This window comes from Rhodococcus sp. D-46 (genome assembly GCF_011290655.1).
GTDB classification, from domain to species: domain Bacteria; phylum Actinomycetota; class Actinomycetes; order Mycobacteriales; family Mycobacteriaceae; genus Rhodococcus_F; species Rhodococcus_F qingshengii.
In genome coordinates, this window is record NZ_JAANTF010000004.1 from 380,539 (window position 1) to 407,384 (window position 26,846).

Below are 26,846 nucleotides of genomic sequence, written 5' to 3' on the forward strand. Positions count from 1 at the left end.
ACCTAACCCTTGACTACCTGAGTTCCACCAGCGAGCTCGTCATGCTTGCCCTGCTTGGTGGGGCTGTTGTTGATCGTGACCGCGATGACGATGTAGGCGACCAACGCGAGGATTCCGCCGATGATCGGAATGATCGAGAGCAACGTGAAGGCGTTGCGAATCGCAGACTGCTGGACGGAGGGGCGAGGTGCGCCACCCGGACCGTGTACTGAAAGGCCCAGAATCATCTTTCCCAAAGTCCGACCCTGCGTTACTTCCATTGCGATGAAGTAAGCGAAGGTCAGAATTCCCGAGAACAGTCCCGAGACCAGAATCAAGCTGTCGGAGTCACTGACCAATAGAGCCAGAATCGCGGCGATGACGCCGACGATGATGCCGTCGATGATGCGGGCACCGAGTCGAATCCACAGATCGCCCGGCTGAGCACCCGAAGGCAGCCGGTTTCCTCCGCCGTACGCACCTTGGTCGTTGAACTGCGGAGGCGGCGGGAAGTTTCCGCCCTGGGGCGGCGGCGGGTATCCACCGGGAGGCGGGTAGTTGCCACCCTGAGGGGGCGGGAAGTTTCCGCCCTGCGGGGGCGGGTAGCTTCCGCCTTGCGGGGGGCCTGCGGGAGGGGGGTAACTTCCGGGAGGAGGTGTTCCCTGCTGGCCATATGGATCCTGGGGTGGGAATTGCTTCCCGCCTTCTGGATTCTGGTTGGGGTCGTACCCACCGGTTGTCATGTGTTCCCCTCAGTCGTAAATATCGCGCTCGAGTGTGACAGTGGATATGACCCTACTGGGATCAAAGAGCGATGTGGATGACATCTGCTCACTTGGATTCGGAGGTCACCTGTGGTTTAGGCTGCGTTGTATGACGAGTTCCGGGGGCAACAACGACGATTCTTCGAGCGATTACCAGGCAAAACCTGGGTACGGAGAATTTCCGAGCCTGCCTCCTGAGGGGTACGGCGTGTCCCCGTCCGAAACGCAGTCTTCACCTGAAGTTCCCGGATATACCACTCCCAACGAGCAGTACCCGGGTTATCCACCGCCGTCGTACAACCCGCCCGGTAATAACCCCCAGCCGGGCGGAATCGGTGAACCGAACCCGTACCTGCCGCCGCAGAATTTCGGACCGCAGAATCAATATCAGCAGAATCAATATCAGCAACCCGGACAATACGGACAGGCTCAATACGGACAGCCTCAGTACGGCCAACCTCCGAACCCGTACGGTCAACCGAATCAATTCGCGGGTGGGTACGCACCGCCGATGCAGCCGGTCGGCACCAATGGTCTCGCAATTGCATCGCTGGTTGTATCGCTTGCGGGTGGTTGCTTCTACAGTCTCGGCGGAATCGTCGGAATCATTCTGGGAATTGTCGCGCTCAATCAGATCAAGCAGACAGGTCAACAGGGGCGCGGGCTTGCGATAGCCGGAATTGCGGTCGGCGCGGCCTTCTTGGCAATTTTTGCCGTGATTCTCGTGGTCGCACTCATAGCGAGTGCATCGTCGTCGTACTGAAGTGCCGTCGTGCTGAAGTGGCGAGCGCTCACACGGGAGTGACGACGGACGACGCAGGAAGTGGCTTGCCGAAGTAATAGCCCTGGCCCATGTCGCAGCCGGCCCGCAAGACGTTGGCTGCGTGTTCCGCGGTTTCGACGCCCTCTGCGATCGAATCAAGCCCTAGCTTCCGAGCGATGTCGGCGATGGACTCCATGACCATGAAGGCGCGGTCTCCAGCACGACCCGCTGCGCTGACAGCCCAGGTCAAGGATTGGTCGATCTTGAGAATGTCGAGCGGCAATTCCGACAATGCGGAGAAGGACGCGAAGCCCGCCCCGAAATCATCCAGCGCGATTCGAATTCCCTCGTTGTGCAAGACGTGAAGAGTCTCGGCGGCATGCCGGCCTACGACGCCGAGTTCGGTGACTTCCACGATTATTCTGCTCAGTGGCGTTTGTGAACTGTCGAGCGCTCCGAGGATCTCGTGAGCGGCGTGCGGGGTAGCGAGTTGGCGAGGCGAAAAGTTGACCGCGACCATCATGTGCTCAGGCCACGACGCTGTTTGGGCACAAATCATTTCCAGAGCTTGTAGCCCGATGGGAATGATGAGCCCAGAGGATTCGGCGGAGCGCATGAAATCTTGAGGTTCGATCAACCCTCGCAGCGGATGGCGCCAACGCAAAAGAGCTTCATAGCTGATAATTGCTGACGAGTTCAGATTGACCTGGGGTTGATACAACACCTCGAATTGATGGTCGTCGAGTGCCTCGCGAAGCTCGCGGACCATGCGTATTCCTTTTCGTCCTGAGTCGCCCGTGCCGCACGTGCGTGTCAGCGTGGATGCTGCAAGTGGGTACTGTGGTCGGATTCCAGGTTCAGATCCCGGGCGTGGTTTTGCAGGAACAACTCGCCCTGAATTTCCTTCGCCAGTCTCGACCGTACTTCACTATTCGAGAATTGCCAACGAATAGCTATTGCGGACGGCTTTGTCATATCGGACAATCGTAGTTTTGTTCCGACGAGGCACCGATTGATACGTCACTTACTTCGCCGGGAAAATCCACGGGGTCCGGGGGATCTTGCGAGAGTCGAATCGATCCGCCAATTGGGGTGGTGTGACAACCTCGCCGGGTTCGGCGAGACCGATGCTCGACGCGATCATCGTCAGAACCTGCTCGGTACTGCGTCCGGCCTCGAGTTGATCTGCCAGAGTCACTGCGCCGTCGCGCTTCGCGAGTCGCTTGCCTTCACTGTTCAAGGCAAGAGGAACGTGGGCGTACGACGGTGGTTCGATGTCGAGCAGCTGGGCAAGGTATGCCTGACGCGGAGCCGAGGTCAGGAGGTCGTCGCCGCGAACCACCTGGTCGATGTTCTGTGCACCGTCGTCGACGACAACGGCAAGGTTGTAAGCGGGCACCCCGTCTCCGCGGAGCAGGACGACGTCGTCGACTGGTCCCGTCACCTCGCCGAACAGTTCGTCATGGACGGTGAACGAGTCGATGCCGGCCCGTAGCCTCAGCGCGGGAGATCGGCCACTTGCCGATTTCTCGGCGCGTTCGGCCTCCGAAAGGTTCCGACACGTGCCGGGGTAGGCGCCGTCTGGAGCATGGGGCGCTGACGGTGCCTGCAGGATCTCCTTGCGTGTGCAGAAGCAGGGATAGGTCAGGTCACGCTCGCGCAATTGGTCGATAGCCTTGTGGTACAAGGGAAGACGGTGTGACTGCAATACGACTGGGCCGTCCCACGTGAGGCCGAGCCTGCGCAGATCGTCGAGTTGTCGTTCCATCGCGCCGGGGCGGACACGGTCGAGATCCTCTACCCGAATGAGGAAGTCGCGCCCGCTGGTGCGGGCGAACAGCCAGGCCAGGAGGGCAGTCCGGAGGTTTCCCAGATGGAGATCGCCGGACGGACTCGGCGCGAAGCGTCCTGCTCCTTCCACGTCAGCTGGCGAGCCCGACGGAGGCGAGCGGGTTCTCGGCGTCGTGCAGGGTGAGGCGGATCTGGGTTTCCAAAGCGTGATCGAGGTACTGCGGCGGATACATGGCGGGGCTTCCGAGTGCGTCGAGTGCCAATCCATTGACGGTTGAAAGCAGAAGTGCCGCTCTGGTTTCCGCTTCCGGAGTTCCGATGCCGATCAGAACTGTCGAGATGCCGGTGCGGATTGTGAACAGGGTTGTCCGGCGGATTTCGGAGAGTGACTCACTGGTTGCGGCGCGCACGGCAAACGCGGCGAGCACATGCGCCTCACGCGTGCGTTGCTCGTCGAGGGGCAGGAGTTGCGAGAGTGCCTGGAACAGGGCGGTATGCGGGTCTGCGTCGGCGGACGATTCGGCCAGTCGCGTCAACAATCGATCGACGAGTGTTCGCAGTGCGAATGCGAACATCTCGTCCTTGGTCGAGAAATGATGTTGCACTGCGCCGATCGAGACACCCGCCCGTTTTGCGACCTCGCGAACGCTGGCATTTTCCAGTCCGGATTCCGCGGCGACATCGAACAATGCCGCCGCAAGCAGGTCTGGACTCGTGGAGGATTTTCGGCGTTCCGGCATACCGCGACATTACATGCGTATGGAAGTAATGCCCACGTCAGGGGTGCTTTTTCACGCCTTCCGGCCGAGGAAGGCAAGGAGTTTCGTCGCTTTGTCAGCGTTGTCCGGAACCTGTATTTCCGGGCCGCACACACCGCTCATGCGGATCGACTCGCCCAGGCCCGCGGCGATCTCCGACACCCACTCCACGTCCGCGTCTCGCATCGTCGTATCGGTGCCGGTTGCGGCCGCGAGGTCCCAACCGTGGATGACCAGATCGAAACACAAGAACCCCTCGACCGTGGCCCCGAGGTTGGTCCTGCCGAAGTGTCCGTCGTATTCCAGGGTGGACTTTGCCGGATCGTCCAGAATTTCCTGCATCGAATTGCGGACGGCCGCCCAGGCTGCCGACGGGTCGTCGTCGACCGACGGACCGGGTGCCAATTCCAGGCCGACTACCTTGACCATGTCTCGTTCGCTGTCGAGCACGTGTCTCACCACGTCGCGGGCGGTCCAGCCCTCGCAGGGGGAATCGTCGTCCCAGCGGTCGGCGGGTACGGCGTCGATCCGGGCCGTGAATCCGGCAGCCAGATCCCGATAACGCTGGGCGGGGGAGATCTCTGTTGAAGTCATGACAACAATCCTTCACCGCCACAGCGCATCGTGATTGATTATTTCGGACATTCACTCGATCTCCGGGGCTTCCGCCCAGATGTCCATCGGTACGACCCCGGCACTCTTGCCCTCGTCGTCGAGAAGTCGGCCCACCCTCTTCATCGATCGCAGCACCACTGACCTGTTCAGCACCACCAGGCCCGGTGCCTCTTGTGCGAGTTGTACTTCGGTAATGGGAGTTTCGCGAAGGGAGTGTGCGGCGATCGCGAGCAGTGTGTTGGCGCGTCCACCGGATATCCGCATGCACACCCGCGTTCCCGGCACTCGCTCCACCAGGGCACGAATCGTCGACCGGTCCGTGGGATCGACATATCCCCACACCCAGGTCACGAGGGGCCAGCCGGACAGCGGTAGAGACACGTCGCAGCGGAACACGATCTGGTTGCGCGACGTCAATTCGGCAAGTCGCCGCCTGACCGTACTTTCGCTGAGGCCGGTACCGACCGTGAGCTCGGCAATCGAGGATCGACCGTCCTCGCCCAGCTTCAATATCAATTGGCGATCGACCGCGTCGAACGTCTTCCCGTGATGGCGCTGATCCGTCGGCGCGTATTTGTATCGCACAGGCCGGTCTGTCATCGTCGCTCGCTGCGCGGCATCGAGTACCTGCAATTTCCAGTCGTCTCCGATCGCGAAGACCTCGGTGACGAGGTGTGCACGCGAACTGACGATCCCGGGTACCGACGCGAGCGACCGAAGCAGGAAGCGCGACAGGAAAGCCATGTCTCTGACCTCGACGAGAAGTGTCAAGTCGCCTGGGCCGCTTGTGTGTTCGACGCTCAGTACGTGCGGCCAGCGGGCAAGTCGTTCTGCAATCGTCAACGCGTTCGAAGTCGTGCAGTCGACTTCGACAAAAGCCAGACACGACTCCGGACGGCCATGGCCGGTTGCCCTGGCAGAGACCCAGGCGGTGCCGGAATCCTGTAACCGCTGCCAGCGGCGAGCCACGGTAACCGGATCCACTTTGAGCGCGTCGCCAACCGTGCGCCACGACGCTCGCGGGTCGAGTTGCAGGCAATTGATCAGGGCGAGGTCGACGTCGTCCAGTACGGCGGAATCCTGCGTTTCTTCGATCATGGTGCAAGTATCGTGCATCTCCACTGTGTCTGGGATCACTTCATTCATGCTCGAAGGGCAGAACGCGGTGGCGAGTGCCCACCGCGTTCATGCTGTGAAAGGAGAAACCAGATGTCATCGACCACGTTGCCCGCTGTTCCGACAGAGAGAAGCTTCGAGTGGGTGCAACGCCTCATCGGAATCGATACGACGAGTGCCGTGAGCAATCGACCGTTGATCGATCTCATTGCGGCGGAACTACGTCGCCATGGGGTCGAGCCGGTACTTGTTGCCGATGACGAGGGAACGAAGCTCAACTTGTTGGCAACGTTCACTCCTCCTGACGGAAGTACTGCCGGCGGTGTGATGTTCTCCGGCCATACAGACGTAGTGCCGGTCGACGATCAAGACTGGAGTAGCGACCCTTTCGCGCCCGACGTTCGCGACGGAAGCCTGTACGGACGTGGCACGTGCGACATGAAGTCGTTCATCGGGATCGTCGTCGCTGCGATCCCCGACATCGTTGCTCGGCCGCTGGCGAAGCCTATTCACTTTGCATTCTCCTACGACGAGGAAGTCGGCTGCATCGGTGCGGCCGGGTTGGTCGAGGAGGTTGTTTCCCGGAACCTGTGCCCTGATGTGTGCGTCGTCGGAGAGCCGTCAGAGATGCGGGTCATTCGCGCACACAAGTCGATGAACGTCATACGTGTTGATCTGCATGGTGTTTCGGCGCACTCGTCGCTCACTCCGCAAGGAGTCAACGCGATCGAATACGGCGCGGAGTTGATTCGATTCGTCAGAAGCGCGGCCGACGAGCTCCGTGCGTCCGGCCCGTACGACGACGCATTCGACGTGGCCTGGACGACGTGTTCGGTCAATCTCGTATCCGGCGGGATCGCAGTGAACACTGTCCCCGAGGATTGCTCCATCACTTTCGAATTCAGGAGCATCAGCTCAGCTGGCGCCGCAGATTTGCTCGAACGCTTTGCCGCCGAGGCGAATCGGATCGAAAACCTGATGCAGGAAGAAAACCCGTCAGCCTCCGTGACGATGCACGTGTCGGCCTCGGTTCCTCCCCTGGAGACGGATGCGAATGCTTCGGCGGCCGCACTGGTCGAACAATGGGGTGGTCGGGCCTCGGACGAAAAGGTCGCGTACGCCACCGAGGCCGGGATGTTCGCGAGTATCGGTATCCCCACTGTCGTGTGTGGGCCGGGAAGCATCACTCAGGCGCATGCACCTGACGAGTACGTGACACTTGACCAATTGGCACAGTGCGAGCAGTTCGTTCGGAACGTCATCGCTCACGCCCGCGCCTGACCCACCCTGACCCCCTAAGGAAAACCATGTCCACGGCAACTACGCCAACCTCCGGAACAGTCACCCCGGAACGCCTGGCCGCTGCTCGCAAGGCGGTGATCAGCAGTTCGCTCGGCGCTGCGCTCGAATGGTTCGACGTCATCGTCTACGCATCATTCGCAGTGGTGATCGCCCATAATTTCTTTCCCGGCGGCGACAACACGCTCGGTTTGATACTGACGTTCGCGACGTTCGCGATCTCGTACGTCATCCGGCCGCTTGGCGGGATGGTTCTCGGAAGCTATGCCGACCGTCGCGGGCGCAAGAACGCCTTGACGTTGACGATGATGCTGATGATGATCGGCACGCTCATCATGGCCGTGGCGCCGACGACCTCGATGATCGGACCGTGGGCGGGCGTCGTCATCCTTGTTTCGCGTCTCATTCAAGGATTCTCCGCCGGCGGTGAATTCGGTACTGCTACAACCTTCCTCGTGGAGACTGCGCCACACAAGAAGGCGTTCTACTCTTCCTGGCAAGTTGCCAGCCAAGGTGCCTCGGTTTTCCTGGCATCGCTGTTCGGATACGTGCTCAACACTCACCTTTCGCATGAAGCGCTCTACTCGTGGGGCTGGCGCGTTCCGTTCTTCTTCGGCATCATCGTCGGGCCGGTCGGACTCTACATCCGTGCCAAGCTTGACGAAACGGACGATTTCAAGACGAGTGTTCCGGAAAAGGCTCCGCTGAAGACGACGCTGACCAGGCATCTCGGCCGGGTGCTGACCGGTGCCGCAGTAGTGGGCGTCGCGACGATCTCGATCTATCTCATCTTGTACATGCCGACGTTTGCCGTGAAGAACCTCGGAGTTTCCGCCTCTGCCGGCTATCTCGGCGGCATCGTCGCCGGACTGGTCACCTTGATCACCGTGCCGTTGATCGGGCATCTTGCAGACCGGGTCGGACCGGCGAGAGTTATGACCTGGGCCGCCGTTGCGGCAATCGTCTTGGCCTGGCCGCTCTTCAAATTGATGGTCGATCACCCGTCGACTCTGACCCTCGTCCTGGTTGTTTCGGTCCTGGGTGTCATCATGGCGTTTGCCTTCGGTCCCTTGCCTGCCTTGATGAGTTCGCTGTTCCCGGCAGAGATCCGGGCTACCGGCATGTCATTGTCGTACAACCTCGGAGTGACCTTGCTCGGCGGAATCGCGCCGTTGGTCTTGACCTGGTTGATCAGTACAACAGGCTCGCTCGACGCCCCGAGCTACTACTACATGACCGTCGCAGTGCTCTCCCTCGGCGGGCTGTGGTCGGCAAGAACGCTTTTCAGGCAGAAGTGACGGCGGGGGAGCGCGGTCGGGATTACGCGACCGCGTCTCCCTCTGCTAGCGCGACGACGGTATCCGACCCGTGCCAGTCGGGGGCTTGAGTTCGGAGTAGAGCTGCCGGGGTCAGTGACGAGATTCGGCGGCATTCACGAGTCAAATGGGCCTGATCGCTGAATCCGCAGTGCGCTGCGGATTCAGCGAGTCCCAGCGCGGGTCGACTGCGAGCGAGCGCCATGAAGCGCTGGAGGCGCAGGATCGAGCGCAGCGTTGCCGGGCCGTATCCGAAGGCGTCGTTGCATCGACGTTGGAGTTGGCGCGAAGTCAGTGCCGCCGCGTCGGCGAGAGAGCTGACATTCCACGAATGTTCGGACAGTGCGGTGCGAACGTGGTTGATCACCGGATCGTGACGGAAACTCGAACTTACCCAACTCCGAACAGCGCTTTCGAGGATGGAGACCTGTTCGTGGTCTTCGGAATTTTCCAAGCGGTTCAACAGTATTCGTTCCGTGCGTGCGTCGGTTACATCGCTGAGATCGGCGCGAGAATCCCGAAGCTCGGACGCCGAGGTTCGCAACATCGGCGATGCCGATCCAGGGCGGAATCGAACACCCACGGAGCGTGTTCCGGGCGGAAGAGTGAATGACCATGCAGCGGTTTCGGGGCCACAGACGCGTATGCCGACGCCGCGTATCCACAGCACGTCCATGCAAGCATCGGGCACGAGGAGGTGTTCTCCTTCTGCGCACGCCGTCCAGCCACACACCAGGATGTCGGAGAGATCCGGGGCGACCGATTGTGGTGTGTACCAACCCATGACAAGAGCTTATCGAGCGGCACCGACACGAAGGCGACTTCAGTCGACCGGGCCGAAGCGGTATCCGAATCCCCTGATGGTTTTGATGTACTTCGGTTTCGCGGGATCGGATTCGAGTTTGGACCGCAGGCTGAGAATGGTTGCGTCGACTACACGCGTCCTTTCGTGGTCGGAACCCCACACGTTTCGGATCAGGTGATCACGTGAGAACACGCGCCCAGGCTCGGTCGACAGCTCCAGGAGCACCCGCCATTCTGTCCGGCTGAGGACCAGCAGCTTTCCGCCCATCGTCGCCGTCATCGCACGTCGATCGAGGAGCAGGTCACCGTGACGTTGGTGTTTGCCGGGGGCGGGATGTGCGGTTTCACGAAGGATTGCGGTGACCCGAAGATCGAGCGCGTGAGAATCGATCGGGTTCAGCACAAAGTCCGAGACAGCGCGATGTGGTGCTTCGTCGATGTCCTCGTAGGTATCCACCAGCATCATGATCGGCATCGAACTGCGCAAGCGGATCTGCCGTGCGATCTCGTAGCCGTCGATGTCCGGCAGAAGGAGATCGATCACGGCGATATCGAAACTGTCGGTGTCCAGGTCATCGAGTAGGCGGCGCCCGGTGCGGACGAGCTGTATCTGGTGCCCGAAATGTATTAATTCGGTACCGAGTGTCTGGGCAAGCTCCGAACGGTCGGTAGCTGCAAGTATCAAGCTCACGTGAAATCCTCCCCCCGAAGGTGTTACTAGTCGTAACAGCTTGCATTCTGGCAGATCATCGACCGCGGGACCAGACATAGGGCGGCCGATCGGAAGTCGAGGGAACCGGGGGCGTTCGTCGCTAGACTTCTTTCATGGGCACTCTGTTCGCGTTGACGCTGCCAGGCTTGCTCGTGCTGCTGGTCCTGTTCGCTTTCGCCGAGACTCTCTGGAACCGGCTCACCGGCGGCCGGGCACTGCCGTGGACTCGGGGACGTACGACTCGTCCGGTCTCGGCCGCGGGCTTCGAAGAGGTTGCTGCCCTGTTTCAGGGGTCCAAGCATCATGAATTCGAACAGCGTCAGAGCGCATTGATGCATCGTGAGGACGGAACGGACGGTGACCCGCCGTGGGTGTCTGTCGATCCGGAAGCTAACAAGGTCGTTCTCCGTCGACGGAGTTGACAGTCGTCAACAGTCGACGGAGTTGACAGTCGCCGACAGACGACGGAGTTGACAGTCGGGTTCAGGCCCAGTGGCTGGGGCGGGTCAGTGAATCGGGAAGTGTGGTAGCCGAATCGCCGATCGCCCCGTTGATCTGGAACTGAGTGAGAAAGATACTGCCGCGGAGTTTTGTGCCGCGAATGTCGGTGCCGCGTAAGTCTGCACCGATCAGATCGGCTCGATCGAGTTCGCAGTCGCGGAGGTCTGCACCGATCAGGTAACTCCCGCGAAAGTTGGCCCCACGTAGATCGGAACCACGAAATTTGGCGCCGATGAGGTCTGCGCCGCGGTGGTCGAGTTTTCGACCCTTCTTGGTTGAGATCGGTGAGCGCACAAGGTTACTCGTCTGCAAGAGCAGTGTGTTGACTGCCGCTCGGTGTGCTGAGACGTCGACGGCTCGAATCTGCGAAGGTGTGCCGTTGGTCAGGCTTTCCGTCTCTGCGAGTGCAGCGTCGAGTTCCTTTCGTATCGAGTGGGTTTGCTTCAGCGAGCGGGCTTCGGCGAGATACCAGAGCAGTTCGTGCAACTGGCGTATGACAGGGAAGGTTTCGAACATGTCTGACGCGGTCTCCGGGGCATCACGCCAGCTGACGCCGTCGTAGGTCTGCTGTGAAACCTTCTGTCCCGCACCGAAACAGTCGTAGACGGTGCAACCGGTGAAGCCCTTCTTTCGCAATCCGGTGTGAATGCCGCAACGGAAATCCTGCTGCAGGTTCTTGCAGGGGTCGCCGGCATTCTTGTTGGTCGCGAAGTCGGAGGACTTGGAAAAGGGGAGTGCGACGCAGCACAGACCGAAGCAACTGCTGCAATCTGCGAGCAGATTGGTCTGGCCGGCAATCACGCGTACTCCCGATGGTTGGGTTGGACGGAAAGTCTGTCCTCGGGTTTGTGAGTCTGTCAAACGAAATTGCGTGGTTCGGCAGCAAGAAGTCCAGCGGTTCCGAGGTCGTATCCCGCGCAAATTGCGGGGTACCAATCCGGCAGACGTGATTCTGGACCACGCTCGTGAAGTAGGTCGAAAATCGGGTGGACGGCCCAGCTCGCTGCAACCAATCGCCGTGCGGTACCCGGCGGCAGAACCAGTGCGCCGACGAAGACCACAAATGTTGCGGCCTCTGCACTCCATTCGCGAGTGGGAATGGAAACGTCGATCGTGCGCCCAATCGCCACCTAGCCCATCTGCGACCTGGCGAAAATCACTCCCCATCCAGATCGAGGAGCGATACCCCCCGTGCCGTGAGCCGGAAGCGCAGCGGTCTCTTCGTAACCGTCTCAATGATCCCGGCATCGTCCAGGCGCTGAAGTCGCGGGCGGGCGAACTGGCTGGATCGACCCACCACCTCGACCAGGGTGTTCAACTTGATGGCGCGGTTCGCCTCGAAGCAGTGGGTCTGACCCAGGGTGAACAGGACTGCGCCGATGTGGTTGCTATCAACCGGCGGCGTCGACTCGCGATCGAGTCCCAAGTTCAGCGGAAATTCCTCATCCTCCACCAGAACGCGGATACGCGCCTCGAGTGTGTCGATCTTATGCCGCCTCTCGGAGAGGTCGAGCAGCAGTCGATGTTGCGCCTCGGCGATGATCTCCAGCATATCGATCAGGTAGGGCGTCAGATCTCCGCGGTTCAATGGATTCTCCGCGTCAGAGAATGCTTTGTAGTAACGATCCTTGTTGTCGGCGACGGTCGCCGACAATGCCAGGCTCGCATACGGAGCCAACACCTGTCGAAGGTCCAGCGCGAGAAGGTAGCGTCCGGTTCGGCCGTTGCCGTCGTAGAACGGGTGCGTGTACTCGAAGATGAAGTGCGCGACCACTGCCCTGATCAGTCGTGGAATCGAGTCGTCGCCCCCCTGTCTCAGCATGAGGGTCAGCGCGTCGTCGATCGCTGACTCGGGTACCACACCGGTGTGCACGACCTTGATTCCTGACGTGATCGATACTGGCCCTTGCCGGAACCGCTTCCCATCGGGGGCGTCCTCGTCGCGAATCTCGCCCCGAGTTACCGCGTCGTAGACGTCTCGGATGTCGTCGAGCGTCTGCGGACTCTCGGCCTGGTCGTTGCCGATATTGAGATAGAGCCGCACCATCTCGGCGAACCGCTTGTTCGCGAGGGGTTGCTCCGCCCACACCATCTCGATTGCCTCGCTGATCTCCTTCCGGGTTGAGCGGACCTGTTCGATCTCGTTCGTTGCCTGGATCTCGTCGATCACCATGCGATGCAGGTAGTGGGTGCGCGCGAGGGCCGGCAGCCCGTTCCACTCAGCCCGGATCTTCGGCTCGAAGCTCATGATCCGTTCGATCAGCGCTGCGACTTCGGGTGTCATCAGTGCGAACGTCGAGTGTTCGCCGATCAGTAGGTCCCAGTGGACGGCGGCGGGAGAATCGCGTCGCGCTCGCTCCTCAGCATCGGCACCAGCACGATCTCGTTGGTGAAAGATCGATTTCAACGTCCTGTACGCCATCTGGTCTCTCCCCGTATCCACGCTATATTGCCGCCTTGCTTTCCATGCCTATCTTATCCAGAATGGGATCTGGATAAATAAGACTTGCGGCGCGGGTGTCATTTCATGACCAACGCGGGCTGCAGGAGCAGATGTGGCCATAGCTTCCCGAATCGGGTTCGGGCCATCGGCGGGCCACTCGAAATCACGCAGCAGCATTCCGATTCGGCGCGCTGCGGGATCGAAACCACCACGAGTCGGCAGACCGTCTGAGCTCGCAGAACATCGAGCTGAACCGAGACCCTGTTGCTTTACTCGTTGCATGAGGACAGAAAAGAACCCCTGTGAACCGCTTCTCAGCAGTTCACAGGGGTTCCTTTGGCGGAGGATAGGGGATTTGAACCCCTGAGGGCGTTAACCCAACCCGCGTTCCAGGCGAGCGCCATAGGCCACTAGGCGAATCCTCCGTGGAGCAGCATACCCAATTGCGGGCGCGAAGCGTTAAACGGGTACCTGACCTGCGAAGAACCGGTGGAACTCGATGTTTGCATCTCGGCCCCGGTAGGTGGTGTGCAGCGGCCGGCGAAAGCCGTCTACACTGTTCATTGGATCCCGCGCGGCGCGCATCCTGTGAACTCCCCCAGGGCCGGAAGGCAGCAAGGGTCAACGGGCTCTGCCGGGTGCGCGGGGTCCTCTATTTTTTCACATACCCGACCCCGCCTCGTCGGTGAAAGGCCGCTCCGGATGCCTATCCAAACCCAGATCGGGTTGATGAGCCATGAAGAACTCACCTCCGAGCATGAGAGCCAGAGCGCGAAGTACACGCAGCTCCAGGCGCAGAAGCTCGCACTCGATCTGACCCGCGGTAAGCCTTCCCCGGAACAACTCGACCTTTCCGCAGAGCTGTTGACGCTGCCCGGCGACGGTGATTTCCGTGACGGAAGCGGCACCGACTGCCGTAACTACGGCGGACTCACCGGTCTGCCGGAACTGCGCGCCATCTTCGGTGAGCTGCTGGGTATCCCCGTTGCGAACCTTCTCGCCGGAAACAACGCGAGCCTCGAGATCATGCACGACAACGTCGTGTTCTCACTGCTCCACGGCACTCCGGATTCGGCCCGGCCGTGGGCACAGGAAGAGAAGATCAAGTTTCTCTGCCCCGCACCGGGCTACGACCGCCACTTCGCGATCACCGAGTCCCTCGGCATCGAGATGATCGCGGTGCCGATGAACCACGACGGCCCGGATGTCGTCAAGATCGCCGAACTTGTTGCGTCAGATCCGCAGATCAAGGGCATGTGGGCGGTTCCGGTTTACGCGAACCCCACCGGTGCCGTGTACTCCGAAGAAATTGTCCGTACGCTCGCGTCGATGCCGACGGCCGCGCCCGACTTCCGCCTGTACTGGGACAACGCGTACGCCGTACATCCGCTTGTCGGCGAGACTGCGCCTTCCTACGACATTCTCTCGATGGCAGCGGAGGCCGGACACCCCAACCGTCCGCTCGTGTTCGCGTCGACGTCCAAGATCACTTTCGCCGGCGCCGGTGTGAGCTTCTTCGGTAGCTCTGCGGAAAACCTTGCCTGGTACCAGAAGTTCCTGGGCAAGAAGAGCATCGGACCGGACAAGGTCAATCAGCTTCGCCACCTGCGTTTCTTCGGCAATGCCGACGGCGTTCGTGCGCACATGGAGAAGCATCGCGCGTTCCTCGCGCCCAAGTTCGAGCTCGTACTGCGGATCCTCGAGGATCGTCTCGGTGCATCGAAGGTCGCGTCTTGGACCGAGCCGAAGGGCGGATACTTCATCAGCCTCGACGTGGTCGACGGCACGGCCAAGCGGGTCATCGAACTGGCGAAGAACGCGGGTATCGCGCTCACCGCTGCCGGATCGGCTTTCCCGTACAGCACGGATCCGGATGACCGGAACATCCGGTTGGCCCCGAGCTTCCCGTCCAAGGCTGAACTCGAAGTTGCCATGGACGGCGTGGCTACGTGTGTCCTGCTCGCAGCCACCGAATCGCGTCTCTCCGAGATCTGAGTTCTCGAAGCGGCGTGCCCGGTCGGTACTTTTCGGTCTCGTCTTGTACCGTTCGGAGCATCAATTCCCGACATAGGGTGTAAATCCCGGAGGTTGTAGTGACGGGCGCGATCAACGCTTCGGATGGGCCTTCTTTCGAGGCGCACACCGCGAAATCAGAGGCGGTCATCGAAGCTGACATACCGCGACGCACGCTCCGTGTCGGTGTTCTCGGATTCTCTTTGCTCGGTGTTCTGGCAGTCGCGTCCGTGCTGATGGTTCTTTTCGCCGTGCCGATGAATACGCGGTACTGGGGGATCTTCGAAAATTTCCTCGATCTCGACGTCTACCGCCACGGCGGCAGCGTTGTGGTTCAGGGCCTTCCGTTGTACGACGGGCCAGTCCTGGACGGGATGATGTTCACGTACACCCCGTTTGCGGCTTTGCTGTTCACGGTGTGGGCGGTGCTCTCGTTCAAACAGGCGATTGTCGTGTGGACGGGTTTGAACATCGCTGCGTTGTTCGCAGTGATCGTGTTGTGCTGGAAGTATCTCGGTTATCGGCTCGACGTGAAGGCGTACGCCGTCAGTGCGTTGGCCACCACGATCTTTCTGTTCATGGAACCGATACGTACGACGCTCTGGCTCGGGCAGATCAACATCTTCCTGCTGCTCTTGATCGTGTGGGACCTCGGTCGGGACGAGAAGAGTCGGCTCCGAGGAATCGGGGCAGGCATCGCCGCCGGCGTGAAGCTCACTCCGGCCTTCTTCTGGGCGTACCTTTTCATCACTCGTCAATGGCGTGCGTTGGTGACGGCCGTCGTGACGTTCGCTGCGACCGTTGCGATCGGCTTCGTCGTGATCTACAACGATGCGTACAAGTACTGGACCGGCACTCTTGTCGACAGCGAACGCGTCGGACCGACGGATGCTCCGAGCAACCAGTCCGTGTCCGGTCTGATCGCTCAGCTCACTCACACTCCGACGCCGTCGCGGGTCCTGGTCCTAGTCTTCAGTGCGCTAGCGGTATGCCTCGGACTCGGTGCCGCGTGGATTGCTCACCGCCACGGCCAGAAATTGCTCGGCCTCACCATGACGGGGTTGACTGCGACCACTGTCTCGCCGTTCTCGTGGGGCCATCACTGGGTGTGGTTCGTTCCGCTGGTCGTCCTCGCCGCGCACTACGCGATGGTGTCGAAGAAGCGCTGGGCGTGGGTGGCGCCGTTCGTTTTCCTGCTCCCGGTCTTGAACTGGTCTCACACCTGGTGGGACCCGTCGGTCATTCCGGGTACGGATCGCTTCATCGGAATGGGCTTGTTCATGTTCGTGCCGCCCGAGTATCTGCGGATTCCGACCGTCGGCGTCTACCTCTGGGTCTTCACGCTTGCCGCGGTCTCGACGTTGGTTCTGTTCGGCTGGAAGAAGTGGAAGATTCCGGCCCCGGATGCGTCGGCGCCGGTCACAACTGCCGTCTGACGTGGCAGTATCGGACTCATGGCACTTCAACTGAACCTTGTCGGTGACCCCGAAGCTGATGCTCTCCTCGCCGAGGACCCGTTGGCGTTGTTGATCGGAATGCTTCTCGATCAACAGGTTCCGATGGAAACGGCCTTCCTCGGTCCGAAGAAGCTGGCGGATCGGCTCAGCGGTATCGACGTCAGGCGTATCGCCGACATGGACACCGACGAGTTCATCGCCGTCTGTGCCGAGCCTCCGGCTGTGCACCGATTCCCCAAGTCGATGGGTGAGCGTATCCAGCTCATGTGCCAGTTCATCGTCGAGAACTACGACGGCGACACCGCGGCGATCTGGACTTCGGGAAATCCCGACGGCAAGGAAGTGCTGAAGCGGCTCAAAGCCCTACCCGGTTACGGGGATCAGAAAGCCCGGATCTTCCTGGCGTTGCTCGGAAAACAGATCGGCGTCGAGCCGAAAGGTTGGCGCCAAGCGGCCGGCGACTACGGGCTCGAAGGTTCGAGGCGCTCGATTGCAGACGTGGTCGACGAACAGTCTTTGCTCGAGGTCCGCGAGTTCAAGAAGGCCGCAAAGGCAGCAGCGAAGGCCGACAAGAAGTAAGCCGCTTTCAGGACTTCCGGGACCCGCTGGCACGCACTACTTTCATCAGGTCGCCTGCGGGGCCCTCGAGCTGACGCGGCGGGCGCCACACTGCACGCAGGGATCGGTCGAGTTCCAAGCCTTCGACGGCTACGACCCGAAGTTCTCCCTGCTTCACCTGGTCCTCGACGGCCAGCGTGCTCAGTACCGCCGGGCCGACGCCACCGAGCACGCTGGTTCGAATCGCGGCCGAACTACCCAGTTCCAACAACGGTGCACCGCGCTCGTATTCGTGTAACGCCAGGTCGAGAGTCGTTCTGGTTCCCGATCCGGGCTCGCGCACCAGCAGCGGCGTCGCTGCCAGTTCGGCGACGGTCAGCGGCTTTCGTCGACGCGCCCATGGATGATCCGGATGAACGACCACGACCAGCGAGTCACGCGCGACGGTGACGCTGGACAGGCTCTTCGGAACGGTCGGTGACTCGACGAATCCGAGGTCGCACATTCCCACCTCGACAGCCTCGAGGACGCGGGTCGAGTTGTAGACCTGAAGGTGGACGGTGACACCAGGATGTAGTGACCGAAAGATACCGAGCCAGGCCGGAATCAGATGTTCGGCGACGGTCATGCTGGCACACACGGTCAATTCCGCGGATCGTTCGGTCCGCATCCCTTCGGCGACGTCGAGAAGCTGCCTCGAGTTGGCGAGGACGCGGCGCGCCCAGTGGACGATTACGGTCCCCTGCGGAGTCAAAGCCGCCCCCGTCGACCTTCGGTGTATGAGTGGCATCCCGAGCTGCCGCTCGAGTGCTTTGACGGCGCGGCTGGCATTCGGCTGCGCAATGTCTGCTGAACGGCTTGCCGCACTGAGACTTCCGTGATCATCGATGCCGATGAGTAGCTCGAGAGTGGTGAGGTCGGGCCACCGTCTGGTCATGCAAACAGGCTATACCGAACTTCACGTTCATATCGATTTGATATGCCGTGATGGTAGAAATCGCCCTACCGGAGCGATGGTGGCTCAAGGACGCTGGATGAGTGAACCGTGATGTGAAGTCCGTGGCCGAGAAACCCGCAGTCGCCCCTTCGTCAGAAGTACGACGGTGGTCCAGTGTGGCTGCATTGGTGCCCGGAGTTGCGTTGTGCGCCTTGGGGGCCACGGTCGCGCTGATAGCCGGTCGGTTCACCTCCGCCGTGAGTCCGTTGCTGATTGCGATCGTGGCGGGTGCGGTGTTGGCGAATACCGTCTCTTTGCCGGCGAAATTCCAACCTGGCCTGGCATTCTCGGCGAAACGGCTACTTCGGGTGGGTATCGCTCTGCTCGGGCTGCAATTGATGTTCTCCGACATCGTCGGTTTGGGCTGGGGAGTGATCGCCGTTGTGGTTGCGATTGTGTTCCTCGGTATCGCCGGGACCATGTATGCCGGAAAACTTCTCGGATTGGGTTGGTCGCAGAGAATTCTGATTGCCTGCGGCTTCTCGATCTGTGGCGCTGCCGCCGTGGCTGCTGCGGACGGTGTGGTGAATGCGCGAGAGGAAGAGTTGCTCACCGCTGTTGCGTTGGTGGTGATCTTCGGAACTCTGATGATTCCGACAATCCCACTGTTGGCCAACGCTTTCGGTATGAACGAGGTCGGTGCAGGCATGTGGGCCGGTGGGTCGATCCACGAAGTGGCGCAAGTGGTGGCTGCCGGCAGCGCTCTCGGCGCCACCGCGTTGGGTGTCGCGACCGTGGTGAAACTTGCGCGCGTGTTGATGTTGGCGCCGGTCATGGCGTTTCTGAGTATCCGGCAACGCAGGATGGTCGACAGCACTGCCGCCAAGCGTCCCCCGCTGATTCCGTTGTTCGTCGTGGCATTCATCTGCTGCATGGGCTTGCGCTCCACGGGCATCTTGCCGGATGAGCTTCTGGGGCTGGCGAAGACGGTGCAGACGGCGCTGTTGGCGGCCGCGATGTTCGCACTCGGGCTGGGGGTGCGGTTGAGCGTCATTCGTGGAGTTGGCGCCCGGCCATTCGTGCTGGCCGCGATTTCCACTGTGTGGGTGGCAACGATCGCCTACGTCGGAGTCGTGCTGGTCAGCTGATCGAGCGCTGAGTCCGCCACGCGCTCGGGCTCATCGAGAACTGAGTGCGAAACCAGCGCGAGAAACTACCCTGCGTCGAAAACCCGAGGTGCACAGCCACTTCGGTCAACGAATAGCGAGGGTTGGAGACAAATCGTTCCGCGAGGGAGCTTCGAACCGAATTGAGAACGGCCGTGAACGTATCTCCGGATTCGGCGAGATGACGGTGCAGTGTCCGCCGGTCGAATCCGAGACTGCGTGCCACCTGCTCGACAGAGCAGCGGCCGGTCGGAAGCAGAACTTCGATCAATTCCTTGGTGCGGCTGAGGGTATCGGAGGTTTCCGAGGCGGGAAGCGAGTCGAGGAACTGGCGAGCGTACGGCCGGAGTAACTCGTCGGAAAGTTGGTTAGCCGCATCCAGGTCGGCGGCGAAGAAAACGATACCGGTGAACTCGTGATCGAATTCCACCGTCTCGCCGAGGATTCGCCGATGCGTGCTCGTGTCTTTCGGGGCATTGTGCGTGAATCCCACGCTGACCGGTTGCCATCGAGAACCTAGGAAACTCCGCAGGATCTGCAGTGTCGCGCCGACTGCGAGTTCGACGCTCTGTCTGGTGTCGACCGGTTCGCCGACCTCGAGCGAGATTCGCAGGGTGGCGAGTCCGTTGACCTCGTTCAATCGAATGCGTAATGACTCGTTGTACGTGTGCTCGTATCGCATCAACACGTCGAGTGCGCTCCTGACGTCTGGTTCTTCCCTGATGACCAAGCTGAGGGGACCGAGATTGGACAGTCGACGCAGGCCGGCGAGTAGAAGCCCGAAGTCTTCGTGTCCGGACTCCGCTGCCGATCGCTCCAGGAGCGATGCGATGGAGGCGGCCGGTACCCATTGGTCGGGGTTCGCCAGGCTTGCCGGGCTCAGGCCGACACTTCTCATGAGGGCCACAGCGTCCACGTCCACTGTTCGGCACAGGTCGACGTATCGGTTCAGTGACGCGTAGCGGGCGAGTGGCTTCATGGGGCCCCCTTTACTCGATGTCCCGAAATGTTGTGTTGTGTGTCTCGTCAAGTTAAGCATGTGAGCCGGATCTCACATAGTTTTGTTCACATCAGTTCGGCACGACCAGGAAGCCGAGCACCGACTTCTGGAAGTTGTTGCGTACGAATACAGCTCGACCGTAATCGAGTCGAGCCCGCCCACAGAATTGGAGAGCATTGATGGCAAACGCCATTCGGTTCCACGAGATCGGCACACCGTCCGTCATGCGTTGGGAAGAGATCGAGGTAGGACGACCAGGCGCCGGAGAGGTTCGGGTTCGTCATGAAGCGGTGGGGTTGAACTTCGCCGACACCTACTTTCGAAGTGGCCTCTATCCTGCGCAATTGCCTGCCGGGATGGGCGTCGAGGGCGCCGGTGTGGTCGAAGAGATCGGCGAGGGAGTAGTCGATTTTGCAGTGGGGGACCGTGTGACCTACACCGGCAGTCCGCTGGGTGCGTACGCCACCGAGCGGATCATGGCGTCGTCCGACCTGATCGCGCTACCCGACGGCATCGCCTTCGACACCGCGGCCGCCATGACCATGCGAGGACTGACTGCCGCCTACCTTCTGCGTCGCATCTACCCGTTGAAAGCGGGAGACACCGTGTTGCTACATGCTGCGGCGGGCGGGGTTGGACTGATCTTCACCCAGTGGGCAAAACTGTTGGGAATCAAAGTGATCGGAACGGTGTCGAGCGACGAGAAGGCGAGCGTTGCCCGAGCTCACGGTTGCGATGAAGTCGTCATCTACACCCGCGAGGACGTCGTCGCGCGTGTCAAGGAGATCACCGGGGGCGTCGGCGTGCCGGTTGTGTACGACAGCATCGGGCAGTCCACCTTCGACATCTCACTCGATTGCCTTGCCAGGCGCGGGCTGCTGGTGTGCTTCGGAACGGCGTCCGGACCGACTCCGCCGATTCAGGCAATGCAGTTGGCAGTCAAGGGATCTCTCTTCGTCACCCGTCCGGCACTTGCTGACTACATCGCGGATCCCGCAGAACGTGCCGAATTGGCGGGCGAACTGTTCTCACACGTCGAGTCCGGGCGAATCAAGATCGAGATCAACCAGCGATATCCCCTCGAAGATGCGGTGCGCGCGCACCACGACATGGAGTCCGGTCGCAGTATCGGTTCCTCCGTCTTCTCCGTCTGAACCGAAACAGCACTTCCCAGAGGAATTGTCATGACCAATACTGCAACGCTGACAGAAAACCTGCTCCCGTCGACCAGCACGATCCACGTCGAGAAATTGACCTGTTCGATCGGGGCAGAGTTGTCCGGGGTGGATCTCGGAGAGGTCGCGCGAGACGATGCACTCTTCGCCGAAATCAAGGCATTGTTACTCGAGCACAAGGTCCTGTTTTTTCGCGACCAGAACTTCTCCAAAGCCGAGCACGTAGAACTTGCCCAGCGATTCGGTGAACTGGAGGATCATCCAGCTCTGGGCAGTGATCCCGACCATCCGGGCCTGGTCCGCATCTACAAAGACCTGGACAGCCCGCCGGAGCACTTCGAGAATGCGTATCACTGCGACGCCACCTGGCGCGTCAACCCGCCCATGGGATGTGTATTGCGTTGTGTGGAAACACCTCCTGTCGGCGGCGACACGATTTGGGTGAACATGGCACTCGCCTACGAGAATCTGCCGGCGCGGGTCAAGGAGCAGATCAAGGACCTGCGTGCCAGGCACAGTATCGAGTCGACCTTCGGCGCTCGGATGCCGATCGAACAGCGCCACCAACTGAGGGAACGCTTTCCCGACGCCGAACATCCCGTGGTACGAACACATCCGGAGACCGGCGAGAAGATTCTTTTCGTCAACTCGTTTGCCACGCACCTCGTGAACTATCACACGCCCGAGAATGTCCGCTACGGAATCGATTACGCCCCCGGCGCCGGAAACCTGCTCACCTACCTGGCCAGTCAGGCCCAGATTCCCGAGTATCAGGTTCGGTGGCGCTGGACCGAGAACAGCGTCGCGATCTGGGACAACCGTTCGACACAGCATTACGCGGTGCAGGACTACTGGCCCGCAGTTCGAAAGATGGAGCGCGCCGGAATCATCGGCGACGCACCGTTCTGATCTCTCTTCCCAGCCCCGAAGATAATTCATTCACTCGATCGGAGTCACGCTATGCATTTCCACGACGATTCACTGTTCCCCGAAACCCAGGACAAGCTTGTCATCACCGTTGCTCCCTACGGACCGGAGTGGGAACCGGACGATTTTGCAGAAGACCTACCGCTGTCGATGGACGAGCACGTCCAGCAAGCCGTCGACTGCTTCAACGCCGGTGCCACCGTTCTCCACATCCACGTGCGTGAACTCGACGGCAAGGGTTCGAAGCGTCTGTCGAAGTTCAACGAACTTCTCGGTCGCTTGCGTGAGGCCGTTCCCGAGATGATCCTGCAGGTCGGCGGTTCGATTTCGTTCGCTCCGGAAGGGGAAGGTGCCGATGCGAAGTGGTTGTCCGACGACGTGCGTCACATGCTTGCGGAATTGGAGCCCGCTCCTGATCAGGTGACGATCGCGATCAACACCAGCCAGATGAACATCATGGAACTGATGACCGACGACGACATCGCGGGTACGTCGATGCAGCGTCCGGAATTGGCCGATACGTATCGGGAGATGACCGTGCCCGCCGGTCCGGAATGGGTGGCAGAGCACCTGCGCCGGCTGCAGGCCGCCGGAATCCAGCCGCATTTCCAGTTGTCGAGCATTCCGCAGCTCGAAACGGTGGAGCGGTTGATCCGACGCGGCATCTACACGGGTCCGGTCAACCTCACGTGGGTCGCAATCGGCGGCGGCTTCGACGGCCCAAACCCGTACAACATGATGAACTTCGTCCAGCGTGTTCCCGACGGTGCGTGCCTGACCCTGGAAACGCTGATGCGTAGCGTCCTGCCGGTGAACACGATGGCGATCGCGATGGGCTTGCACGCTCGTTGCGGCAACGAGGACACCATCTGGGGCCGCAAGGGCGAGAAGATGACATCGGTGCAGCAGATCGAGCAGTTGGTGCGCATTGCAGGCGAATTGGGCCGCGAGGTGGCTACCGCGAAGGAAGCTCGCGACATCTACCGGATCGGTGAGACGTATGTCGACACCGACGAGACGTTGACGAAGTTGGGTTATGCACCCAACCGCCGGATCGGCCAGCTGGGATTCACGCAGCACGCCTGAGTCCACCCCGTCTCGTACAACAGCTCCGGGGGTGCGAACCGTGACGGTTCGCACCCCGAAGCCCCCGATCTACCTCGAGTACTCCTAGGAGAGTCATGGGACTGCAAGCTCCCGCCACACCACGTGTGGACACCGCGCTCGGAATCGGCGGACGACGAAAGTTATACCCGTGGATCGTTTTTGCCCTGGCTTTCGGTCTACTTCTCTCGGACTACATGTCGCGGCAGGTACTCAGTGCGGTCTTCCCGATCCTGAAAGCCGACTGGGATCTGTCCGATTCGCACCTTGCCTCCCTGAGCAGCGTGGTGGCATTGATGGTCGGGCTGTTGACGTTCCCGTTGTCGCTGCTCGCGGACCGTTGGGGGCGCGTCAAGAGCTTGATCCTGATGGCCGTGTTGTGGAGTGTCGCGACGTTGCTGTGCGCTATCGCTCAGACCTACGAACAGATGCTGGGTGCTCGGTTCTTGGTCGGTGTCGGTGAAGCGGCGTACGGCAGCGTGGGTATCGCCGTGGTGCTCAGTGTGTTTGCGCCCCGTGTGCACGCAGCTCTTGCCGGTGCGTTCATGGCCGGTGGATCGTTCGGTTCGGTCATCGGTGTGGCAATCGGTGGGTTCATCGCAGTTCAGTTCAGTTGGCGGTGGTCTTTTGCCGCCATGGCGATCTTCGGTCTGATTCTGGTTGCGCTCTTCCGTGCCCTCGTCACCGAGAAGAAGCTCACGGCCTACGCCGTCGAGGCCGCGCCGGATGCTGCCGGGGAAGCGCTCGGGCGCGACGGCTTTCGCGCGCCGGTGTCATCGTTGTTCACCAATCCGGCCGTATTGTTCGCCTACATCGGTGGTGGTCTCCAGATGTTCACCGCCGCTGTACTTCTGGCGTGGTTGCCGAGCTTTTTCAATCGCTACTACGATTTGGCCCCGGACAAGGCCGGCGTCACGGCTTCCGTATTCGTCCTCCTTGTCGGAAGCGGGATGGTGGTCTGCGGTTTCATCACAGACAGATTCAGCCGCGACGATTCGGCGCGAAAATGGACCACTGCCATCGTCTACTGCGCCATCTCGTTGGTGGCGCTGAGCATCGGGCTCCGGTTGGGCACGGGGACAGCGCAACTCGTGTTGCTCGGTATCGGTGCATTCTTCTCCGCCGGTTAGTCGGGACCGACGGCAGCGATGGTCGCGAACCTTACCCATCACTCGATTCGAGCCTCGGCCATGGGAACGCTCACCGTTGCCAACAACCTTCTGGGGCTGGCGCTCGGTCCCTTCGTTGTCGGCATCCTCGCCGATCACCTGGGTCTTCTCGGCGCTCTACAGCTTTCGCCCTTCGTCTATGTCGTCGCGGCCCTCGCGTTGGTAGCCGGCAAGCGTGCCTATCCCGCCGGGATGAGGCGGCTGGCGACGTTGCAGAATCGGCCCGAGATCCCCGACGCCACTGAAGTAGCAGATGTTCGGAGTGCCTGATGGATGAATCACCCACGGTAGTAATAGTTCCCGGTCTGCGCGATCATGTCGAAGATCATTGGCAGACTCACCTCGCGCGCAGGCTCGACAACGTTCTGACGGTTCCTCCCCTCGAGACCGACAAGCTCAGTCGCGATGCCAGGGTTGCGGCATTGGACGAGGTGTTGACAAGTGTTTCCAGCCCGGTGGTCCTGGTCGCGCACAGCGCCGGAGTCATGACAGTTGCTCACTGGGCGAGGGCGCATCATCGAGAGGTTGCGGGCGCACTTCTGGTCACGCCGGCGGATCTCGAACTTCCGCTGCCCGAGTCTTATCCGTCTCTCGAAGATCTCGACCGACACGGGTGGCTACCGATACCGCGTCAGCGTCTGCCGTTTCCGAGCACGGTCGCGGCGAGTCGGAACGATCCGCTGGCCGGGTATCGCCGAGTTGTGGGTTTGGCTGAAGGATGGGGGAGTCGGTTACTGGATCTGGGCGAGGTCGGACACCTCAATCCGGCGTCCGGATACGGGTATTGGCCGCGGGCGGAATCGTTGGTGCGGGAACTGCTCGAGTCGGTGTCGCGCGCTGCCTCGTCTCATGCCACGGATTCCGAGGCGCAGGAGGAACACAGTCGTGCTTGATCTTGCTGCTCTGCTGGAAGATTCGGCCCGGCGATACCCGGAACGGGATGCGCTGGTTCTCGGGGAAGCGAGGCTGACGTATGCGCAGTTCGACGCCTACGCGAATCGCATCGCCCATCTGCTCGTCTCGCGGGGTGTCGAGCCAGGTGACAAGGTGGCGTTGTCCTGCCCGAACGTTCTCGAGTTCCCGATCGTCTACTACGGCATTCTCAAGGCCGGCGGCGTCGTCGTTCCTCTGAACATTCTGCTCAAGGGGCGCGAAATCGCCTATCACCTGGCTGATTCGGAAGCAAAGCTGTACTTCTGTGTCGAGGGAAGTCCCGAATTGCCGATCGCTGAGTACGCCATCGCCGGGTTCGAGCAGAGCGAGACCTGTTCGGCCCTGATCGTGATCAGCGCCGAGTCGGGTGCACCGTCATCGATCCTCGGAGTCGAGACTCTAGGCGAAGCACTGGCATCCGTGTCCGGCACGGAAACGCCTGCAGTCGCGGTTGTTCGTGAACCGACGGACACCGCGGTCATCCTCTACACCAGCGGCACGACCGGAAAGCCCAAGGGCGCCGAACTCACTCACTGCAACATGGTCTTGAATGCACTGTCGACCAACCGGTTGTTCGAGAGCGTTCCGTCCATGCATGAGCGTTATCTCCTGACTTTGCCGTTGTTCCACTCGTTCGGCCAGACAGTGACCATGAATGCGGGAATCTGCGTCGGTGCCACCTTGGTGTTGATGCCGCGCTTCGATGCGACCGCGGCACGCGAGATCATGGAACGCGAAAAGATCTCGGTCTTCGCGGGCGTCCCGACCATGTATTGGGGACTGCTCGGCGTGCTGGAGGAGGTAGTGAAATCCGGGGTGGATATCGAGACCGTTGCACAGAACATGCGGTGCGCGATCTCCGGTGGTGCAGCGCTTCCCGTCGAAATCTTGACACAGTTCAGGGAACGCTTCGGTGTTCAGATCCCCGAAGGGTACGGGTTGTCCGAGACCTCTCCGTTGGCCTTGTTCAGTGACCCGGAGAGCGACCCCCGGCCCGGTTCGATCGGCGTGCCGATCTGGGGCGTCGAAGCGCGGCTTGTCGACGACTCTTGGCACACGATCGCCGGCCCCGATGAATTGGGAGAGTTGGCCATTCGCGGGCACAACGTCATGAAGGGCTATTTCAACCGACCCGAGGCGACGGCGGAAGTCATGCGCGACGGATGGTTTCGCACCGGGGATTTGGCACGGGTCGATACCGACGGAAATTACTACATCGTCGATCGCGCGAAGGACATGATCGTGCGGGGCGGATTCAACGTCTACCCACGCGAAATCGAAGAGGTTCTGCTCACTCACCCAGCCGTCTCACTCGTCGCCGTCGTCGGGGTGCCGGACTCGAGCCTCGGCGAAGAAGTTGTCGCGTTCGTGATCCGAGAGCCGAGTGAAGAGATCTCCGAATCGGATCTCGTGGATTGGACGCGGGAACAGATGGCCGCCTACAAATATCCGCGTCGCATCGAGTTCGTGCCGTCGCTGCCGATGACGGCAACCGGAAAGATTCTCAAACGTGAACTGAATCAAGCATTTTCGATGGCCTGAGGAG

General features: G+C 60.9%; 26 protein-coding genes, 1 tRNA gene, 1 other RNA gene and 1 pseudogene. 15 read left to right on the forward strand and 14 right to left on the reverse strand.

Going from position 1 to position 26,846, the window contains the following annotated elements:
- Positions 1-2: 2 nt before the first annotated feature.
- Positions 3-722, reverse strand: coding sequence for an RDD family protein (locus G9U53_RS34170; protein WP_047271549.1), 720 nt, complete (start codon positions 720-722; stop codon positions 3-5).
- Between the two features lie 130 nt (positions 723-852).
- On the opposite strand from G9U53_RS34170, the gene G9U53_RS12500 reads away from it, so the two are divergent.
- A complete protein-coding gene (locus G9U53_RS12500) occupies positions 853-1,506 on the forward strand; it encodes a DUF4190 domain-containing protein (protein ID WP_030535740.1) in 654 nt (217 codons plus the stop codon).
- Positions 1,507-1,534: 28 nt separating this feature from the next.
- Here G9U53_RS12500 and G9U53_RS12505 read toward each other — a convergent pair whose 3' ends face one another.
- The 5 genes from G9U53_RS12505 to G9U53_RS12525 form a co-directional block, all read right to left on the reverse strand.
- On the reverse strand, positions 1,535-2,275 hold the full coding sequence (locus G9U53_RS12505; RefSeq protein WP_003943863.1) for an EAL domain-containing protein: 741 nt from the start codon (positions 2,273-2,275) through the stop codon (positions 1,535-1,537).
- Between the two features lie 255 nt (positions 2,276-2,530).
- Entirely contained in the window at positions 2,531-3,427 is an 897-nt protein-coding gene (gene gluQRS, locus G9U53_RS12510; RefSeq protein ID WP_042447725.1) for a tRNA glutamyl-Q(34) synthetase GluQRS, read from the reverse strand.
- Between the two features lies 1 nt (position 3,428).
- Positions 3,429-4,037: a TetR/AcrR family transcriptional regulator gene (locus tag G9U53_RS12515; RefSeq protein ID WP_019746515.1), complete on the reverse strand. Its 609-nt coding sequence runs from the start codon at positions 4,035-4,037 to the stop codon at positions 3,429-3,431.
- A 51-nt stretch (positions 4,038-4,088) separates the two neighbouring features.
- A complete protein-coding gene (locus tag G9U53_RS12520) occupies positions 4,089-4,649 on the reverse strand; it encodes a TIGR03086 family metal-binding protein (RefSeq protein ID WP_050656464.1) in 561 nt (186 codons plus the stop codon).
- Between the two features lie 51 nt (positions 4,650-4,700).
- Complete coding sequence (locus G9U53_RS12525) at positions 4,701-5,768, reverse strand: Lrp/AsnC family transcriptional regulator (RefSeq protein WP_064073653.1); 1,068 nt, start codon at positions 5,766-5,768, stop codon at positions 4,701-4,703.
- Positions 5,769-5,879: 111 nt separating this feature from the next.
- Between G9U53_RS12525 and argE the strand changes: the two genes are divergently transcribed.
- Both argE and G9U53_RS12535 read left to right on the forward strand, forming a co-directional pair.
- On the forward strand, positions 5,880-7,067 hold the full coding sequence (argE, locus tag G9U53_RS12530) for an acetylornithine deacetylase (protein WP_064073551.1): 1,188 nt from the start codon (positions 5,880-5,882) through the stop codon (positions 7,065-7,067).
- Positions 7,068-7,093: 26 nt separating this feature from the next.
- Positions 7,094-8,383, forward strand: a complete 1,290-nt coding sequence (locus G9U53_RS12535) for an MFS transporter (protein ID WP_064073550.1) — start codon at positions 7,094-7,096, stop codon at positions 8,381-8,383.
- Between the two features lie 22 nt (positions 8,384-8,405).
- Here the strand turns inward: G9U53_RS12535 and G9U53_RS12540 are convergent, their stop codons facing one another.
- Positions 8,406-9,185, reverse strand: coding sequence for a helix-turn-helix domain-containing protein (locus G9U53_RS12540; protein ID WP_003943809.1), 780 nt, complete (start codon positions 9,183-9,185; stop codon positions 8,406-8,408).
- A gap of 39 nt (positions 9,186-9,224) precedes the next feature.
- Entirely contained in the window at positions 9,225-9,896 is a 672-nt protein-coding gene (locus G9U53_RS12545) for a response regulator transcription factor (RefSeq protein WP_064073549.1), read from the reverse strand.
- Positions 9,897-10,030: 134 nt separating this feature from the next.
- Between G9U53_RS12545 and G9U53_RS12550 the strand changes: the two genes are divergently transcribed.
- Positions 10,031-10,339 carry a DUF6191 domain-containing protein gene (locus G9U53_RS12550; protein WP_007731580.1) on the forward strand — a complete coding sequence of 103 codons (309 nt, stop codon included), beginning with the start codon at positions 10,031-10,033 and terminating at the stop codon, positions 10,337-10,339.
- A gap of 61 nt (positions 10,340-10,400) precedes the next feature.
- Here G9U53_RS12550 and G9U53_RS12555 read toward each other — a convergent pair whose 3' ends face one another.
- The 4 genes from G9U53_RS12555 to G9U53_RS12570 all read right to left on the reverse strand — a co-directional run bounded on the left by G9U53_RS12555 (position 10,401) and on the right by G9U53_RS12570 (position 13,286).
- Positions 10,401-11,219 carry a pentapeptide repeat-containing protein gene (locus G9U53_RS12555; RefSeq protein ID WP_064073548.1) on the reverse strand — a complete coding sequence of 273 codons (819 nt, stop codon included), beginning with the start codon at positions 11,217-11,219 and terminating at the stop codon, positions 10,401-10,403.
- A gap of 56 nt (positions 11,220-11,275) precedes the next feature.
- Positions 11,276-11,548: a hypothetical protein gene (locus G9U53_RS12560; protein ID WP_054800548.1), complete on the reverse strand. Its 273-nt coding sequence runs from the start codon at positions 11,546-11,548 to the stop codon at positions 11,276-11,278.
- A gap of 26 nt (positions 11,549-11,574) precedes the next feature.
- Complete coding sequence (locus G9U53_RS12565; protein WP_242692527.1) at positions 11,575-12,666, reverse strand: Fic family protein; 1,092 nt, start codon at positions 12,664-12,666, stop codon at positions 11,575-11,577.
- 532 nt (positions 12,667-13,198) lie between these two features.
- A tRNA-Ser gene (locus G9U53_RS12570) sits at positions 13,199-13,286 on the reverse strand.
- A gap of 136 nt (positions 13,287-13,422) precedes the next feature.
- On the opposite strand from G9U53_RS12570, the gene ffs reads away from it, so the two are divergent.
- The 4 genes from ffs to G9U53_RS12590 all read left to right on the forward strand — a co-directional run bounded on the left by ffs (position 13,423) and on the right by G9U53_RS12590 (position 16,910).
- Positions 13,423-13,522: signal recognition particle sRNA small type (gene ffs / locus G9U53_RS12575), an RNA gene on the forward strand.
- Positions 13,523-13,563: 41 nt separating this feature from the next.
- Positions 13,564-14,856, forward strand: coding sequence for an aminotransferase class I/II-fold pyridoxal phosphate-dependent enzyme (locus G9U53_RS12580; RefSeq protein WP_003943985.1), 1,293 nt, complete (start codon positions 13,564-13,566; stop codon positions 14,854-14,856).
- Between the two features lie 98 nt (positions 14,857-14,954).
- A complete protein-coding gene (locus G9U53_RS12585; RefSeq protein WP_165638736.1) occupies positions 14,955-16,310 on the forward strand; it encodes a glycosyltransferase 87 family protein in 1,356 nt (451 codons plus the stop codon).
- A gap of 18 nt (positions 16,311-16,328) precedes the next feature.
- On the forward strand, positions 16,329-16,910 hold the full coding sequence (locus tag G9U53_RS12590) for an HhH-GPD-type base excision DNA repair protein (RefSeq protein WP_003943868.1): 582 nt from the start codon (positions 16,329-16,331) through the stop codon (positions 16,908-16,910).
- A gap of 7 nt (positions 16,911-16,917) precedes the next feature.
- Here G9U53_RS12590 and G9U53_RS12595 read toward each other — a convergent pair whose 3' ends face one another.
- Complete coding sequence (locus G9U53_RS12595) at positions 16,918-17,826, reverse strand: LysR family transcriptional regulator (protein WP_165638737.1); 909 nt, start codon at positions 17,824-17,826, stop codon at positions 16,918-16,920.
- Between the two features lie 101 nt (positions 17,827-17,927).
- Here G9U53_RS12595 and G9U53_RS12600 point away from each other — a divergent pair, with 101 nt between their 5' ends.
- A complete protein-coding gene (locus G9U53_RS12600; RefSeq protein ID WP_081557240.1) occupies positions 17,928-18,974 on the forward strand; it encodes a putative sulfate exporter family transporter in 1,047 nt (348 codons plus the stop codon).
- Here G9U53_RS12600 and G9U53_RS12605 read toward each other — a convergent pair.
- Positions 18,967-19,971 carry an AraC family transcriptional regulator gene (locus G9U53_RS12605; protein ID WP_007731570.1) on the reverse strand — a complete coding sequence of 335 codons (1,005 nt, stop codon included), beginning with the start codon at positions 19,969-19,971 and terminating at the stop codon, positions 18,967-18,969. The genes G9U53_RS12600 and G9U53_RS12605 overlap by 8 nt on opposite strands.
- 200 nt (positions 19,972-20,171) lie before the next feature.
- On the opposite strand from G9U53_RS12605, the gene G9U53_RS12610 reads away from it, so the two are divergent.
- From G9U53_RS12610 to G9U53_RS12635, 6 genes and pseudogenes are all read left to right on the forward strand, one after another.
- Positions 20,172-21,146, forward strand: coding sequence for a quinone oxidoreductase (locus tag G9U53_RS12610; protein WP_054780790.1), 975 nt, complete (start codon positions 20,172-20,174; stop codon positions 21,144-21,146).
- A gap of 30 nt (positions 21,147-21,176) precedes the next feature.
- A complete protein-coding gene (locus tag G9U53_RS12615) occupies positions 21,177-22,076 on the forward strand; it encodes a TauD/TfdA family dioxygenase (RefSeq protein ID WP_054780791.1) in 900 nt (299 codons plus the stop codon).
- Positions 22,077-22,127: 51 nt separating this feature from the next.
- On the forward strand, positions 22,128-23,180 hold the full coding sequence (locus tag G9U53_RS12620; RefSeq protein ID WP_099696779.1) for a 3-keto-5-aminohexanoate cleavage protein: 1,053 nt from the start codon (positions 22,128-22,130) through the stop codon (positions 23,178-23,180).
- Positions 23,181-23,275: 95 nt separating this feature from the next.
- Positions 23,276-24,637, forward strand: a pseudogene (locus G9U53_RS12625) (MFS transporter).
- Positions 24,637-25,260, forward strand: coding sequence for an alpha/beta hydrolase (locus G9U53_RS12630; protein ID WP_165638738.1), 624 nt, complete (start codon positions 24,637-24,639; stop codon positions 25,258-25,260). The pseudogene G9U53_RS12625 and the gene G9U53_RS12630 overlap by 1 nt, the downstream one beginning before the upstream one ends.
- Entirely contained in the window at positions 25,253-26,842 is a 1,590-nt protein-coding gene (locus G9U53_RS12635) for a long-chain fatty acid--CoA ligase (protein WP_165638739.1), read from the forward strand. The genes G9U53_RS12630 and G9U53_RS12635 overlap by 8 nt, the downstream gene beginning before the upstream one ends.
- The last annotated feature ends 4 nt before the right edge of the window (positions 26,843-26,846 follow it).